Raw genomic sequence first — 15,988 nt, 5'->3', positions numbered from 1 at the left:
GCGGCCGGGGATTCCGACTCCGGGGCGGGGGTGGGACGGGGGACGGCGGCCTCAGACGCCGACCCGGTCGGCAGGGGCGTACTGTCGGTTGAGGATGTCCTGTACATCGACGTGCTCTCCAGCGATGATCGTCTCGGCCGCATGCGGGGTGAGCAGTGCGACGTGCTGATAGCCGAACAGCGTCGGCCGGATCCGGGTGAGCAGTTTCGACATTCCGCCCAGGACCGCGGGGAGCGGTCCGCCGCCGAGCAGCGCCCAGAACGGGGCCCCGGTCGACGCGATGTCGAGGACGTCGTAGCCCGCGTCCCTGACCGTGCGGCGCAGGCTGGCCCGGGTGAAGAAGCGCAGATGCGTTTCGTCGAGAATGCCGCGCCGGTCGTAGCCGAAGACTCCGAGCGCGACCCGCAGCCGTGAGTACCAGTGGCTGAAGTTCGGTACGGAGAGCAGCACATGGCCGCCGGGCCGCAGCACCTCGACGACCTCGGCGAGCACCCGCTCCGGGCGGGAGAGGTGCTCGATGACGTCGCCGGCGACCACGTAGTCGTAGTCGGCGCCGATCTTGACCGGCAGCCCCTCCTCCAGGTCGGCGAGGTGGAAGTGGGTGCACTTCTCGCGTACGCCGGGGACCTCGATGTAGTCCACGCCCGTCACCTCGTGACCGAGGGCTTCCAGGCGCTGGGCGAACAGGCCGCCCGAGCAGCCGAGGTCGAGGACGCGGCCGGGCGGGAGGCTGCGCATCTTCTCCAGGATGACGGCGTGCGAGGAGCCGTCGCCCTCCTTGAACGCGTACTCGACGGGCTTGGGGATCCAGCCGCAGGTGCCGAATCCCTTGACGGCGAGCCGGTATTCGAGGACGTCCTTGACGACGTCCTTCGCGTACTTCATGCCGTTGACGTAGCAGATCTCGTCGCCGTAGTACGTGGGGACGGGGATCTCCTTGATCCGCATCCCCTCGTTGAGCAGCTGGACGATGATCTGGGTGTCGAAGTCGAACGCGTCGGTGTTCCGGTGGATCGGCAGCTTCTTGAGTGCCGCGACGCTGTAGGCGCGGTATCCGGAGTGGAATTCGGTGAGCTGCGAGCCGAGAAGGGTGTTCTCCAGGCGGGTGAGAATGCGGTTGCCGAGCCATTTGTACATCGGCATGCCGCCCTTGAGCGCGGAGCCGGATTTCATCATCCGCGACCCGAAGACGGCCTCGCATTCGCCGCGTTCGATCGGCGCGACCATGTCGGGCAGGAATTCCGGGGCGTACTGTCCGTCGCCGTGCAGCAGCACGATGATGTCCAGTCCGTGTTCGGCGGCCAGTGCGTATCCGGCCTTCTGGTTTCCGCCGTATCCGAGGTTCTTGGTGTGCCGCATCACCACGGTCCGCGGCATTCCCTCCGTCTGCGACCAGCGGCAGCCCGCGGTGAAGGTCGCATCATGGCTCGCGTCGTCGAGAATGAGGACTTCGGCGACCTTGGACCGGAAGTCCACCGGAATGCGGTCGAGGGTCCTCTCCAGCGTCGTCTCGGCGTTGTACGCGACCACCAGGATGCCGATCCTGGGGCTCGGGCTTTCCTTCACGGGGCGTTCTCCAGTTGCGCTCGGTGCTCGGTGCTCAGTGCTCGGGGGGGCGGTGCTCAGTGCTCGGGGCGGTCAGTTGATGGCGGAACCGGTGGGCTGACAGGTGCGGGGCGCCATGAGCGGGGTCCCCTCGACGGGGGGCTGTCCGGGCGGGTCCGATCGCGTGGCGAGGATCTTGCGGATTCCGCTGCCGAGACCCACGGCGAGAACCACCCAGCCGGCCTCGCCGAGGTGCAGCACCGTTTCGCTCCAGCGCACGGCGGAGCGTCCCTGATAGCCGAGGACCGCTGTCAGGCCGAGCAGGCAGCTGTACGCGGCGCCCTCCCAGAACCCGACGACGAACAGCCCGGCGGCGGCCCAGGTCAGGTACTGCAGCGCGGACGCGGTGGAGAGCAGCAGCAGGAGGCCCATCGTGACGGCGACGACGACGGGCAGCTGCGCGGGCCGCAGCCGGGCGAGCCAGACCCCGGCCGCCACGCAGGCCAGTACGAAGAAGAAGTGGCCGTCGCCCTCGATGTAGGTGATGAAGGACTGCGGCAGGCCGAACATGTCGGCGAAGCGGACGAGCCCCCAGAGCCGGTAGCCGCCGCCCGCGTACTCCAGGACGTTCTCCTTGAGGTTCTCCGGCACGGTCACCAGGACCGGCCCCCAGACGAGGGCGACCAGGGCGGCGAACCCGGCGGAGAGGCGGACGAACGCCGGCCGGCCCGCCCGCAGCGCGACGAGGAACAGTGCCGGGATCACCACCACGGGGATGAACTTGATGCTGATCGAGAGCGCGGCGGCCACCCCGGCGGCCAGCGGCGCCTTCCGGTCGACGAGCAGATGGGCGGCGGCCAGGGCGAAGGTGATGGCGACCGCGTCGGTGTTGCCGTGATAGCCGGAGGTGGCGATCAACACGGGGCTGACGGCCACGCCCACACCGCAGGCGACGGCGGCACCGAGGGAAGCGCGCCGGCGCACGATCTCGAACACGATGAGCGCGCAGAAGAAGTCGGCGATCGAGGCGGGCGATCTGATCAGCGTTCCGAACGGGATGCCGAGTTCGGAGAGTTCATTGAGGCCGAGAAGCATCCAGCCGGCCAGTGGCGGGTGGTTGTAGACGGGCAGTCCCGGCAGCGGCTGTTCGTAAATCCGAATGGGCCCGTAACGCACGATCGCCTTTGCGAAACCATGAAAGATTCGCACGTCGGCCGGGCCCGGCATATTCGCCGCGATCAGCATTCGGGTGAGAAGACCCGCAGCCGCGGCAATGAGCACCGCCGCCCTTGCGCGTGGCACGTCCCAGGTTTCGCATCGCATTCGGATACCCATGAAAGCAGAACGTAGCAACCAGAAGACGCTGAGCAACGCAACGATGACCGCACTTGTATGGACCATTACTTGAATGCGCTGCATATTCGCGCAAACATTCGCACCCTTGAATCACTCGAACGGTTCAGGGAGGGCGCGGTGACTCCGGTCCCTTCGCCCGGCCGGGGGCGGCACCGGCCGGGCGGCGCGGATTACAGCATTCGGTCGACCACGCCCGCCGCCGCGTGCCCGTCGTCCAGGTCGCAGAAGTCCCGGCGGAATGCCTTGTAGGCCTGCGCGTGTCCCGCGGTGGCCCGCTCCGGGTCGCGCAGTGCCTCGACGAGTCCGGTGGAACCGGGGATCAGCGGGCCGGGGGCGCGGGCCTCGAAGTCGAAGCAGAAGCCGCGCAGGGTGTCGCGGTAGTGCGCCAGGTCGTGGGTGTGGAAGAGCATCGGGCGGCCGGTCTGGGCGAAGTCGAACATCAGCGAGGAGTAGTCGGTGACCAGGGCGTCGCTGATCAGCATCAGTTCGCCGACGTCCCCGTAGCGCGAGACGTCCCGGACGAAGCCGCTGCCGCTGTCCGGGAGACGGTCGGACACCAGGTAGTGGCGGCGCACCAACAGGACGGTGTCCGCGCCGAGTTCGCGTTCGGCGGCGGCCAGGTCGAGTTGCAGACCGAGGGCGTAGCGGCCACCGCCGCGCGGCTGGTCCTCGCGCCAGGTCGGCGCGTACAGCACGATCCGCCTGCCCTCGGGGACGGCGAGCCGCTCCCGTACCGCTGCGGCGACCTTGGCCCGGTCCGGGGCGTGGAACAGGTCGTTGCGCGGGTAGCCGCACTCCAGGACCTCGCCCCGGTAGCCGAACGAGCGCCTCAGGACGGGGGTGGAGAAGCTGTTCGGGGAGACCAGGAAGCTCCACTGACGGGCGCGCTGCTCGATGGTGGCGAGGTAGGAGGCGTTGGCCCGCGCGGTGCCCGCGAGGTCGAGACCGATGCGCTTGAGCGGGGTGCCGTGCCAGGTCTGGACGACGCACTGGCCCTCGCGCCGCTCGAACCACTCCGGGAGCTGGGTGTTGGTGACGACGTACCGGCTGCGGGCCAGCGCCTCGTGCCAGGCGGCGGAGCCGTGCTCGACGGCCGTGGCGCCCGCCGGGACCCGGGCCTGCTGGTCGCGCACCACCCACAGATGCTCCAGCTCGGCGCCCCGCCGGACCACCTCCTCGTGGATCGCGCGCGGCGAGTCGGAGTACTGGCGGCCGTCGAAGCTGCTGTACAGCACCGTGTCGCGCAGCGGTGCGGTGCGCCGGGTCCGGTACCCGTCGCGCAGCAGCCGCTCGCCGCGCGGGCCGCGTTCCCCGGCGGTGAGCACCGACGCGCAGTTGATCAGCAACTGGTCGTGGAAGCGCCGCTCGACGATGTACGTCCGGCCGGCGAGGGTGCGGGCGGCGGGCAGGGTGCGGTGGAGGGCGGCCGGGATGCGCAGCGGGGCGTCGTCCGCCTCGTCCCGGGCGCCCTGCTCGCGGAGGAAGAGGTACCAGTTCCCCTGGCCCAGCGGCAGTTTCCCGCCGGGGCCCTCGACGGCGTCGGGCCGGAGCGCGGCCCTGAACCGCCGGGCGTCGGCGGCCCCGGAGAGGGTGAGGGGGAGGACGGCCTCCTCGCCGTGTCCGCTGTGCCGGGCCACCAGCTCGACGGGCCGTTCCGGGAGGCCGGGGAAGCCGCCCTCCAGGAGGAGTTGTCCGTCCTCCGTCCAGGTCGCCAGGTCGACGGCGGGCTGTACCGTGCGGTCGCTGATCAGCAGATTGCCGCGGGAGCTGGTGGTGAGACCGAGTTCGCGCCGTTCGTCGCCGCTCCCGGCCAGCGGGTAGCGGCCCGGCAGCACCGGCCCCGGCACGTCGACCGGCGTCCGGCGCCCGTCCGGTCCGACGAGGTGCAGGCTGTACGGGACCTGGGCGCGCCCCGCCCCCCGTGCCGTGTCCGGCCGGGCTTCGGCGAAGGCGCCGAGCGGGATGTCCGCGGTGAACCGCCGCCATCCCGCCGCCGAGGGCACGGCCCCCTCGTGCACCGTCACCGGACAGTCGAAGGAGGTGTCGGAGGGGCGGTGGGTGAGCGCGAGGCGCAGCGGCCCCTTGCCGAGGCGGTCGCGGATCATCCCGTCGATGACCACGGCGGCGGTTCCGTCGCCGGTGTCGCCCGCGCGGTGCGTCTCGAAGCGGGCGTCGATCCGCTCGGCGTGCAGCACCAGCTTGCCGCCGTCGAAGGCGGGCACGATCCGGTGGTCGCCGTCGGGGCGGTGCACGGGAGGCGGAGCGGCCGCCTCGTCCGTGGAGAGCTCGGAGCGGCGCAGCATGCCGTGGCCGGCGATGCCGATCTCCGGGCGCCAGGTGAGCCGTTCGAGGCTGCCGCGCGGGTCGATGCGGAGCCTGGCCGGGTCGACGACGGTCTCGAAGCCCGACCGGTCGTAGTCGTGCAGGCTCTGCCGGGACCGGGCGGTGGCCTCCGGCTCGTCGACCGTACGCAGCCGCAGCGGCACCACGTGCCGGCGCCCGGCTCGCAGCCAGCCGGCCCGGAACTCGGCGGCGCGCGAGCCGGCGGGCAGGTTGCGGATGTACGCGTACCCCTTGAGGTGCAGCTTGCCGCCCTGCCAGTAGGCGTCCCGCAGCCGGGCGGTGAGCGGCAGGTCCCGGTCGCTCACCCGCAGCACCGGGCGCGGCACGGGCCGGGTGACGGCCGGGAAGGAGGCGCTGCGGCGGCGCACGCCCCGTACCGCGAACGCGCCCGGCTCGGCCTTGTCGAAGGCGATCAGGTCCAGCAGTTCGTCGGTCCGCCGTTCGCGCACGAGGTGCCACATCAGGCGCAGCCGCAGCGGCAGCGCGTCGAGGACGGCCGGGTCGACCTGGTCGGTGAACTCGTTGGCGTACGTGCCGAAGGCGCGCCGGTACTCCTCGTCGCCGTCGGGCAGCGCCTCCATGAAGTACCAGAGGTCGTTGGCGAGCACATGCGACTCGTACCGACGTTTGTCGTCGGCGCTGCGGTGCTCGTCGAGGAAGGCGGAGACGCCCAGCACGTGCGAGACCCGGTCCTGGACGCCGCGGACGACGGCGCGGCGGGTGGTGATCGAGCCCGGCCGGTCGCGCCAGTGGTAGACGGCGTCCTTCAGCACGTCGACGGAGCGGGCCAGGAAGTGGGCGGGCAGGACGACCGGGATGTCCTCGTAGAGAGCGCCGACCGGGAAGGCGAAGGCGTGCTCGTCCCAGAAGGACCGGCGGAAGACCTTGTTGCAGGCGATCCGGTCGGCGGCCAGGTCCCAGTCCCGGGAGATGTGGGTGCGCAGCCGGGTGGTCGCCATGGGCTTGCGGAAGTTGGGCGACTGCTGGAGCCGGCCGCCGGTCCGCAGCCGCAGCACATTGCCGGACGCGAGGTCCGAGCCGGTCTCGTCCAGGGCGCCGGCGAGGAGTTCGTACGCGCGGGGCGGGAGCACGTCGTCGCTGTCGACGAAGGCCAGATGGCGGGCGCCCGGGTCGCAGTTGCGGACCCCGGTGTTGCGGGCGTGGCCGAGCCCGCCGTTCTCCTGGCTCACCAGCCGGAACCTGCCGTCCTGTTCGGCGAACTCGGCGGCCAGGGCCGCGCTGTCGTCGGTGGACCCGTCGTCGACCATCACCACCTCCAGGTCGGCCATGGTCTGCTCCGCGAGGGACTTCAGGCAGTCCGTCAGGTAGAGCTCGACGTTGTGGACGGGTACGACGACACTGAGCCGTGGCGACATGTTGAGCACGTCCGTTCATCGGGGCCTGGTTGGCCGTATGGCTCAACCCCGTGACGGGCCGGGGGTCACCGGTCGCGGTCTCTCCCGAACGGGTGACATCGACTGCGCCCCGGTTGCCGTCCGGCCCCGCTCCGCGTCGCCCGGGAACCCCGTCCCGATCGGGATCTCCGTCTCGCCCAGGAACAGCCGGCGCACCACGCGCTCGGCCGCGCGCCCGTCGTCGTACGGGCAGAAGCGCTCCCGGAACGCCGCGCGCAGCCGGGCCGTCCGCGCCGAGCGCCACTCGCCGGTCCTGAACAGCTCCAGCAGCTCGTCCTCCGTGGTGGCGACGGCGCCCGGGGTGTCGCCGGGGCGTCCCGAGAGCAGGTCGAAGTAGGTGCCGCGCGAGGCCCGGTAGGCGGCCCAGTCCGGGGCGTGGCTGATGATCGGACGGTCCAGGCAGGCGTAGTCGAACATCAGCGACGAGTAGTCGGTGATCAACGCGTCGGAGACCAGGCAGAGTTCCTCGACGGAGGGATGTTCCGTCACATCCACCACCCGGGCTCCGGCCGGCCGGGCCGAGCCGCCGTAGAAGTAGTGGGCGCGGACCAGCACCACGTACTGCGGGCCGAGTTCGCGGCCCAGGCGTTCCAGGTCGAGCTGGGGGACGAAGCCCTTGCGGTAGTCGCGGTGGGTGGGCGCGTACAGCAGCACGGTCCGGTCCGGGTCGAGGGAGAGTTCCCGCCGGATCGCGGCGGTCCGCTCCGGGGTGGCGGTGAAGAAGATGTCGTTGCGCGGGTAGCCGAGGTTCAGATGCTCGTACCCGGCGGGGTAGACCCGGTCCCAGATCTCGGTGCTGTGGGGGTTGGCGGAGAGGGAGAAGTCCCACTGGTCGGCGTGGGCGACGATCTTCTCGAAACTGATGCCGTTGGTGAGGGCCGGGTAGCCGCGCTGGTCCAGGCCCATGGTCTTCAGCGGGGTGCCGTGGTGGGTCTGGAGGTAGCACTGGCCGGGGCGCTTGGTGAAGCCGCCGGGGAAGCTGGAGTTGTTGATCAGGTACGTGGCGGTGGCCATGACCCGCCAGTAGGCGAGGGACCCCTCGATGACGTACGGGGTGCCGGACGGCAGGCGGTCGCGGTGCCGGGAGGAGACCGCCCAGACGCCCTGGACGTGCGGGGCGAGTTCGAGGGCCTTGGCGTGGATCGCGGCCGGGTTGCAGGCGGCCCCGCGGTTCCAGTAGGCGCCGTACACCGCGAGGTTCGGGTCCAGCGGGCGCAGCAGGTCGGTGCGGTAGACGGCGCGGGTGAGGCCGGCCCGGAGCGTCCTCCTGCCGCGGACCAGAGCGGCCCGGGTGCGGCTTCGGGCGGCGTCGGCGGCTTCCCGGACGCGGTGGGCGGTGTAGCTGCCGGGGAGTTCGGCGGCGCGGTGGAAGGCGGCGCGGTCGCCGGGGGCGATCCGGCCGGGGTCGTCGAGGACGGCGAGCAGATGGCGGGTGCGCGCCGCCCGGATCCGGGGGTCGTCGCCGGTCTCGGCGAGCAGCCGCCGGTATGCGTCCAGGATCGCGAAGTGGTGGCGGCCCGGCGTGGTGGCGGGGGTGCCGGAGCGACGGACCCGGTGGCGGACGCAGACCCGGTCGAGGGTGTCGAGCGTGCCGGCGTCGGCGGCGAGGAGGGTGGCCCGGTGGACGGGGAGCACGTCCGCGTAGGGGCCCTCGGTGAAGCGGAGCCCGTGCCCGGTCCAGAAGGCGCGGCGGAAGAGCCTCGGGACGGCGGTGGAGAGGCCGTCGGCCGCGGGGCCGGACCCCGTCGGCCGCGGGGCCGGGACCTCGCCCCACCAGTCGATACGGTCGTGTCCGAGGAGGAGGACGTCCGGATCGCTCGCGGTCAGCCGACCGGTGATCGCCGCCAGCGCGCCCGGTCGCAGCAGCTCGTCGCCGTCCAGGAAGAGCAGATACCGTCCGCGCGCCGCGGCCGCCCCGGCGTTGCGGGCCGGGCCCGCGCCGAGGTGCTCGGGAAGGGTGATCACCCTGACCCGGGGGTCGCGCCGCGCGAACTCGGCGGCGATCCGCGCGCTGCCGTCCCGGGACCCGTCGTCCACGACGAGCAGCTCCGGCTCACCGGAAACCTGGCCGAGCACGGACTCGCAGGTCGCCCGGAGATAGCCCTGCACCCGGTGGACGGGCACGACAACACTGAGAAGCATGGCAGCCGAGGGTAATCGCGCCGTCACCCTGCGCCGAACCCGTGTTCACCCGTTCGGGGCAGTCCCGGTGACCCGGGGCGTCCGCCCCGGTTGACCGGGCATGAAGCCGCGCCTCAGTGTCGTCGTCCCGGTCCACAACGTCGAGGACTATCTGGAGGACTGCCTGCACTCGGTGGCCGAGCAGTCGGTCACCGACATCGAGGTGGTCCTCGTGGACGACGGCTCGACGGACAGCAGTACGGCCATCGCCGAGGACTTCGCCGCCCGCGACCGCCGCTTCCGCTTCGTGCGCCGCCCCAACGGCGGGCTGAGCGCGGCCCGCAACACGGGGGTGCGGCACACCACGCCGGACGTGCCGTACCTGGCGTTCGTCGACAGCGACGACATCGTCGTCCACGACGCCTACGCGCGGATGCTGGCCTCACTGGAGTCGACCGGCTCCGACCTCGCGACCGGCAATGTGTGGCGGCTGAACGAACAGGGTCGCCAGCAGGCCTGGCAGTACCGGTGGCTGACCGGCACCCGGGCGCGCACCCACATCAGCCGCGATCCGCGGCTGCTCGCCGACCGGGTCGCCTGGAACAAGGTGTTCCGGCGCTCCTTCTGGGACCGGCACGCCTTCACCTTCCCGGAGGGGAAGCTCTACGAGGACACCCCGGTGATGATCCCGGCGCACTACCTCGCCGGCTCGGTGGACGTGCTGCACGAGCACGTCTACTACTGGCGGATGCGGGAGGGTTCGATCACCCGGCGCCGTACGGACGTGACCGGCGTACGGGACCGGATCGCGGCGTGCGAGCAGGTCAGCGCGTTCCTCGCGGGCCGGGGCGGAGTGGCGAACGGCGGTGCGCGGCGCCGCTACGACCTCTCGTGCCTGCGCGACGACTTCGTGTACTTCCTGGAGGGGCTCGCCCTGGGCGGGCCGGGGTACCGGGAGGCGTTCATGGCGGACGCCGGGGCGTTCCTGGACCGGATGGAGCGGATGGACGGGGCAAGCCGCGCGGACCGGGCCGTGGCCCACGAGCTGCCTGCGGAGCTGCGGATCAAGTGGCGGCTGGTGAAGGAGCGTCGGCTTCCGGAGCTGCTGGAGGTGCTTGCCTTCGAACGGGCCAACGGCGCCGGGACGTTCACGGTCGGCGGCGTGCCGGGGCGGCGGCAGGCGGGATTCCCCGGCATCCCGGACACCACCCGCCTGGCCCGTGCCGATCTCCCGGCCGTGGCACGGCTGCTGGAGGCGCGGTGGAGCGACGACGGGAAGCTGCGGCTGCGTGGTTACGCCTACATCCGCAATCTGCCGGCCGCGACGCCGCGTCACTCGCTGAAGGTGGGCATGGTGCGGGCGGCCGGCGGACAGCAGGTGCGGACGGTGCCGGTACGCGGTGTGCCCGCGCCCGAGGCGACCGTCGACTCCGGCCAGCAGGTGCACGGTTACGACCATTCCGGCTTCGAGATGACCCTCGACCCGCGCCGGCTGCGGCCCGGCGGCTGGCTGGTGGGCATGATGGTGGCCGCCCAGGGCACGGTCCGCCGGGTGGCGGTGCGCGCCGTGGAGGCGGGGGCCGTCCAGCCGCTCGTCCACGACCTGGGCGACGGACGGCGGGCGGTGCTCGACTACCGGGGCGGGCGGCTCCGGCTGACCCTGGCGCAGCTGCCCGCCCGCTGCGAGACCCACCGCTTCGGCGAGGACCTGGAGCTGACCGGCCGGCTGTACGGGGGTGCCCGGCCGAAGGCCCTGGTGCTGACCTGCGAAGGGGTGGCGGACCAGGAGTTCGGCCACCCCGTCGAGTGCCGACCGGACGGCCGCTTCACGGTACGGATCCCGCTCGCCGATCTCGCCGGGATGGCGGCCGCGCCACCGGCGCCGCACCGGGCGCCGCGCGAGGTCGAGCCGGAGCCCGGCGGGCGGTGGCAGGCGCGGCTGGTCATGGCCGACGGGTCCCGGGTACCGCTCGCGGCGGCCGGGGAGTCGGCTCCGCCGGTCGTGGCCGATGCGGCGGGCGAGCTGGTGCTGGACCTGAGCGGGCAGCCGTTCGTGGACGGGGCCGTGTGGACGCCGGACGGTGCGCTGCGGGTGGAGGGGGTGACCGGCGCCGGTACGGGCGTACCGCAGGACAAGGGCCCGGACCGTCTCGTCCTGCGGCACGAGACGCTGCGCGAGACGGTGTCGGTGCCCGTCACCCACGACGAACGGCGCGCGCGGGGCGCGCGCGGCGAGGCCCGCGAAGGGGGCGGCGGGGGGTGCCGCTTCTCCGCGTTCCTGGCGCCGTCGGTGGCGGCCGGGCTGCACGAGGGCCGCTGGGACGCCTATCTGGGCGGCCGGCCGGTCCGGGTGCTGACCTCGCTCGCCGCCCGGCTGCCGCTTCGCCGGAGCGTCCCGGTCGCCGCGGCCCCCGTGCCCGGCCGGGAGTTCGCCCTGGACCGCCGGTCCGGCGACCGGCTGACCGTACTGGCCGGACCGGTGCTCGCGCCCGCCGAACGCGGCGCGTACCGCCGGGCCGAACTGCGCGCCACGCACTATCCGGCCCGGCGCGCGATGCCGCTGCGGGACGCGGTCCTCTACACGGGCGGCGACTCGCCGCGCGCCGTCCACGCCGAACTCCTGCGCCGGGGGGTGGAGTCGGAGCACCTCTGGGTCACCGACGGAGTCCATGGACACGTCCCGTCCACCACCGTCCCGGTCGTCGAGCACAGCGCCGCCTGGTACGAGGCGCTGGCGCGGTCCCGCCGCATCGTCACCGCCGAGCAGCTGCCCGAGTGGTTCGAGCGCCGCCCCGGCCAGACCGTCGTGCAGACCTGGCACGGCACCCCGCTCGGCCGCTTCGGCACGGATCTGGACGGCACCCTGTACGCCGACCACCAGCAGCTCGCCACGCTGGCGCACCGCTCGGCCCAGTGGTCCGTCCTGGTCTCCCCCAGCAGCCACTCCACCCCGCTGCTGCGGCGCGCGCTCGGGTACCGGGGCGAGGTCCTGGAGGCGGGCTCCCCCGCCAACGATCTGCTCTTCTCGGCCGACCGCGCCAAGACCGCGGAGCGGGTACGGCACAGGCTCGGCATCCCGGACGGCCGCCGGGTCGTGCTGTACGCGCCGACCTACCGCGACCAGCTGGCCCACCCCTCCGGCACCGACGAGCGGCCCCGCTACCGCTGGGACCCGGCGCTGGACCCGGCCGCACTGGCGCGGTCCATCGGTGACGTCCACACGGTGCTGGTGCGCCGCCATCCCCGGGTGACCGGGAGCGTGCCGCAGCGGCCGGGCGTACGCGACGTGTCGGCGCACCCGGACACCGCGGAGCTGCTGCTGATCGCCGATGTACTGGTCACGGACTACGCGGGCCTGATGTTCGACTTCGCGCACACGGGCCGCCCGATGCTCTTCCACACCTACGACCTGGAGCACTACCGCGACACGGTGCGCGGTTTCTGCCTGGACTTCGAGACCCGGGCGCCGGGCCCGCTGTTCGCCGACGCGGACGAGATCGCGGTGTGTCTGCGGGACACGGGCACCCTGGACGCCTCGTCGGCGCAGCACGCGGCGGCGTACGAGAGCTTCCGCCGGGACTTCTGCGACCTGGACGACGGCGGGGCGGCCGCCCGGGTCGCGGACCGGCTGCTGGCCGAGGGGTAGAGCCTCTCAGCTCTTGAGGGCGGCGACGGCCGACGCCGCCAGGTCGTCGAGGTAGCCCTTGGGCAGCGGGGCGCGGACGACGGCGAGCCGCCAGTAGAGCGGGCCGACGATCAGGTCCAGCGCCCGGTCCGGGTCGCTTCCCTCCGGCAGCTCGCCGCGGGCCACGGCGTCCCGTACGACCACGGCGGCGATGCCCTGCTGCGGGTCCAGCAGGGCGGCCTTGATCGTGTCGGAGATCTCCGGGTTGCGGGCCGACTCGACCAAGAGGTCCGGGATGACCTGCGAGGCGACGGGGTGGCGCAGGGCGTAGGAGGCGAGTTCGAGCACGGCCCGGACGTCCCCGTACAGCGAACCGGTGGCCGGAGCCGGCATGCCCTGGACCGCGACGGCGGACACCAGGTCGAGGACCAGGGCCAGCTTGGACTTCCAGCGGCGGTACACGGCGGTCTTGCCGACGCCCGCGCGCCGCGCGATCCCCTCCATCGACATCCGGGCGAAGCCCACCGCGGCCAGCTCCTCGAAGACGGCGCCACGAATCGCATCGGTGACGTCCTCGCGCAGCACGGCGGCTCCGGCGGGGACACGGCGGCGGGTTCCCGGGTCGGTGGTCATGGCCGAATCATAGTCCGTAACGACGAAACGGTTGCGTTGCGACGTGGATGCGTCCTACCCTCGGCGTTGCGACGATACGGTCCCGTTCCGTCGGTCTTCGCGTTCCTGCCCTCCCGTCGAAAGCGATCGTGGTGAGCCAGACAGCAACCCCAGCGGCCCCGGCCGACACCCCTGCCGGTGCGCCCTTCCCGGTGTACGCGCCGGGCGAGCTCGCCGCGCTCGCCGCCCGGCACGGACTGACGATGAGCGGGGTCCGGCCCTCGCTGGTGGCGTACATCCGGCAGCTGTGGGGACGCCGGCACTTCATCACGGCGTTCGCCACCGCCAAGCTGACCGCCCAGTACAGCCAGGCGAAGCTCGGCCAGATCTGGCAGATCATGACGCCGCTGCTGAACGCGACGGTCTACTACTTCATCTTCGGCGTCCTGATGAACACCAAGCGCAACGTCGAGGACTTCGTGCCGTTCCTCGTCACCGGCGTCTTCATCTGGACCTTCACCAGCAGCTCGATCACCGCGGGCACCCGTGCGATCAGCGGCAATCTGGGGCTCGTCCGGGCGCTGCACTTCCCGCGCGCCTCGCTGCCGATCGCCCTGGCCCTGCAGCAGCTCCAGCAGCTGCTGTTCTCGCTGGGCGCGCTGGTGCTGATCCTGGTGGGGTTCGGGCAGTTCCCCAAGCCGTCCTGGCTGCTGGCCGTCCCGGCGCTGCTCCTGCAGTCCGTGTTCAACACCGGTGTCTCCATGGTGGTGGCCCGGCTGGCCGCCCGGACGCCGGACATCGCCCAGCTGATGCCGTTCATCCTGCGCACCTGGATGTACGCGTCCGGGGTCATGTGGAGCGTGGACACGATGCTCAAGGGCGACCGGGTTCCGCACTACGTGATGGTGATGCTGGAGTGCAATCCGGCCGCCGTCTTCATCGATCTGATGCGGTTCGCGCTCATCGACAGCTTCGGCGCGTCCCACCTCCCGCCGCATGTGTGGGCCATCGCCGCGGGCTGGGCGCTGGTCTGCGGGGTCGGCGGATTCGTGTACTTCTGGCAGGCGGAGGAGCGGTACGGACGTGGCTGACAACAACGAGCGGGTACCGACCGTCGTCGTGGACGACGTCCACATCACGTACAAGGTCAACGGCGCCCGCACCGGAAAGGGCAGCGCCACCTCGGCGCTGAGCCGGATCGCCTCGCGCCGGCAGGCCCCCGGGGTGCGCGAGGTGCACGCCGTGAAGGGGGTGAGCTTCGCGGCGTACAAGGGCGAGGCCATCGGCCTGATCGGCTCCAACGGCTCGGGAAAGTCGACCCTGCTCAAGGCCATCGCCGGTCTGCTGCCCGCCACGAAGGGCCGGGTGCACACCCAGGGCCAGCCCTCGCTGCTCGGGGTGAACGCCGCGCTGATGAGCGATCTGACCGGCGAGCGCAACGTGGTGCTCGGCGGCCTCGCGATGGGCATGACGCGCGCCCAGATCCGCGAGCGCTACGAGGGGATCGTCGACTTCTCCGGCATCAACGAGAAGGGTGACTTCATCACCCTGCCGATGCGCACGTACTCCTCCGGCATGGGCGCCCGGCTGCGCTTCTCGATCGCGGCCGCCAAGAGCCACGACGTCCTCCTGATCGACGAGGCGCTGTCCACCGGCGACGCCAGGTTCCAGCGGCGCAGCAAGGAACGGATCATCGAACTGCGCAAGGAGGCCGGCACGGTCTTCCTGGTCAGCCACAGCAACAAGTCGATCACCGAGACCTGCGACCGGGCGATCTGGCTGGAGGCGGGAACGCTGCGGATGGACGGTCCGGCGGACGAGGTCGTGGCGGCGTACGAGAAGTTCACCTCCGGCAGGAAGTAGGGCGCGGCGGCCGGGGCGATAAACTCCCCTGCCGCACCACGGGGTTGCGTTCGAACCGCTCAGGGGGGCACATGCAGGACGGCGTACCGGGACCGCTGCGGGCGGACGATCCGCGGGAGATCTCCGGCTACGCCCTGCGGGCCCGGGTGGGCGAGGGCGGGATGGGCACCGTCTATCTCTCGCACACCCGGGGCGGCCAGCCCGTGGCCCTGAAGGTGATCCGCCGGGAGTACGCGCAGGACGCGGAGTTCCGGGTGCGGTTCGCCCGTGAGGTGGCCGCGGCCCGCCGGGTCTCCGGGTACCACCTGGTGCCCGTCGTCGACCACGACACCGAGGGGCCGCGGCCCTGGCTCGCCACCCACTACGTCCCCGGCCTGCCGCTGGACGCCGTCCTCGGTGCGCACGGACCGCTGCCGACGGCCGCGGTACTCCGGCTGACCGGCGCTCTCGCCCGCGCGCTGGACGCCGTCCACACCGCCGGGGTCATCCACCGCGACATCAAGCCCGGCAATCTGCTGCTCGCCGCGAGCGGCCCCTGGCTGCTCGACTTCGGGATCGCACGGGCGGCCGGCACCCGGACCCTCACCACGGCGGGGCGGCTGATCGGCAGCCCGAAGAACATGTCGCCCGAGCACGCGCTGGGCAGAAGGCTCACCCCCGCGTCCGATGTGTTCGCGCTCGGGCTGCTGGCCGCCGAGGCCGCCACCGGGCAGCATCCTTACGGCCGGGGCCATGGCCTCGCCGTCGCCGCCCGGATCGCGGGCACCGACCGCGAACCCCCTCGCCTGGACCATCACCCGCAGCCGCTGCGGCAGTTGCTCCGGAGCTGCCTGTCCGCCCGGCCCGAGGAGCGCCCCGCCGCCCGCGAGGTCGCCGAGCTGTGCGAGCAGGCGCTCGGCGGGGACGGCGGACCGGGGCTGCGGAACTTCACCGGCTGGCTGCCGGACCCGGTGGCGTCGGCCGTGGCCCGGATCGAGGCGGCGACGCGGCCCCGCCCGTCCTCGTACACCCCCACCCATGTGCCGACCGTGCGCGACCCGTCGGCCGCCGACCGGCCCCATCGGTTGCGCCGAACGTCCGGCCCCGAATGATGAATTGACGGCCCGCC

At 72.4% G+C, this 15,988-nt stretch carries 9 protein-coding genes; 4 read left to right on the top strand and 5 right to left on the bottom strand.

Annotation, left to right across the window (positions count from 1 at the left end; genetic code table 11):
• Positions 1 to 51 precede the first annotated feature (51 nt).
• The 4 genes from OG520_RS25105 to OG520_RS25090 form a co-directional block, all read right to left on the bottom strand.
• Positions 52 to 1,566 (bottom strand): methyltransferase domain-containing protein, encoded by a 1,515-nt coding sequence (locus OG520_RS25105; protein ID WP_406014676.1) that lies wholly within the window; start codon positions 1,564 to 1,566, stop codon positions 52 to 54.
• Positions 1,567 to 1,638: 72 nt separating this feature from the next.
• Entirely contained in the window at positions 1,639 to 2,721 is a 1,083-nt protein-coding gene (locus OG520_RS25100) for a glycosyltransferase family 39 protein (protein WP_406014675.1), read from the bottom strand.
• 350 nt (positions 2,722 to 3,071) lie between these two features.
• On the bottom strand, positions 3,072 to 6,620 hold the full coding sequence (locus tag OG520_RS25095; protein WP_406014674.1) for a CDP-glycerol glycerophosphotransferase family protein: 3,549 nt from the start codon (positions 6,618 to 6,620) through the stop codon (positions 3,072 to 3,074).
• Between the two features lie 42 nt (positions 6,621 to 6,662).
• Entirely contained in the window at positions 6,663 to 8,801 is a 2,139-nt protein-coding gene (locus OG520_RS25090) for a CDP-glycerol glycerophosphotransferase family protein (protein ID WP_406014673.1), read from the bottom strand.
• Positions 8,802 to 8,901: 100 nt separating this feature from the next.
• Here OG520_RS25090 and OG520_RS25085 point away from each other — a divergent pair, with 100 nt between their 5' ends.
• The gene (locus OG520_RS25085; protein ID WP_406014672.1) at positions 8,902 to 12,426 is read left to right on the top strand and encodes a CDP-glycerol glycerophosphotransferase family protein; all 3,525 of its coding nucleotides are present in this window, start codon (positions 8,902 to 8,904) and stop codon (positions 12,424 to 12,426) included.
• 6 nt (positions 12,427 to 12,432) lie between these two features.
• On the opposite strand, the gene OG520_RS25080 is transcribed toward OG520_RS25085, so the two are convergent.
• Positions 12,433 to 13,038 (bottom strand): TetR/AcrR family transcriptional regulator, encoded by a 606-nt coding sequence (locus OG520_RS25080; RefSeq protein ID WP_399332034.1) that lies wholly within the window; start codon positions 13,036 to 13,038, stop codon positions 12,433 to 12,435.
• A 128-nt stretch (positions 13,039 to 13,166) separates the two neighbouring features.
• On the opposite strand from OG520_RS25080, the gene OG520_RS25075 reads away from it, so the two are divergent.
• The 3 genes from OG520_RS25075 to OG520_RS25065 all read left to right on the top strand — a co-directional run bounded on the left by OG520_RS25075 (position 13,167) and on the right by OG520_RS25065 (position 15,971).
• On the top strand, positions 13,167 to 14,108 hold the full coding sequence (locus tag OG520_RS25075; protein WP_406014671.1) for an ABC transporter permease: 942 nt from the start codon (positions 13,167 to 13,169) through the stop codon (positions 14,106 to 14,108).
• Complete coding sequence (locus tag OG520_RS25070) at positions 14,014 to 14,880, top strand: ABC transporter ATP-binding protein (RefSeq protein ID WP_406014670.1); 867 nt, start codon at positions 14,014 to 14,016, stop codon at positions 14,878 to 14,880. The genes OG520_RS25075 and OG520_RS25070 overlap by 95 nt, the downstream gene beginning before the upstream one ends.
• 71 nt (positions 14,881 to 14,951) lie before the next feature.
• Positions 14,952 to 15,971 carry a serine/threonine-protein kinase gene (locus tag OG520_RS25065; protein ID WP_406014669.1) on the top strand — a complete coding sequence of 340 codons (1,020 nt, stop codon included), beginning with the start codon at positions 14,952 to 14,954 and terminating at the stop codon, positions 15,969 to 15,971.
• Positions 15,972 to 15,988: the final 17 nt, after the last annotated feature.

The organism is Streptomyces sp. NBC_00984, assembly GCF_045162475.1.
Lineage (GTDB): Bacteria > Actinomycetota > Actinomycetes > Streptomycetales > Streptomycetaceae > Streptomyces.
This window is presented reverse-complemented; position numbering and strand designations above follow the sequence as displayed.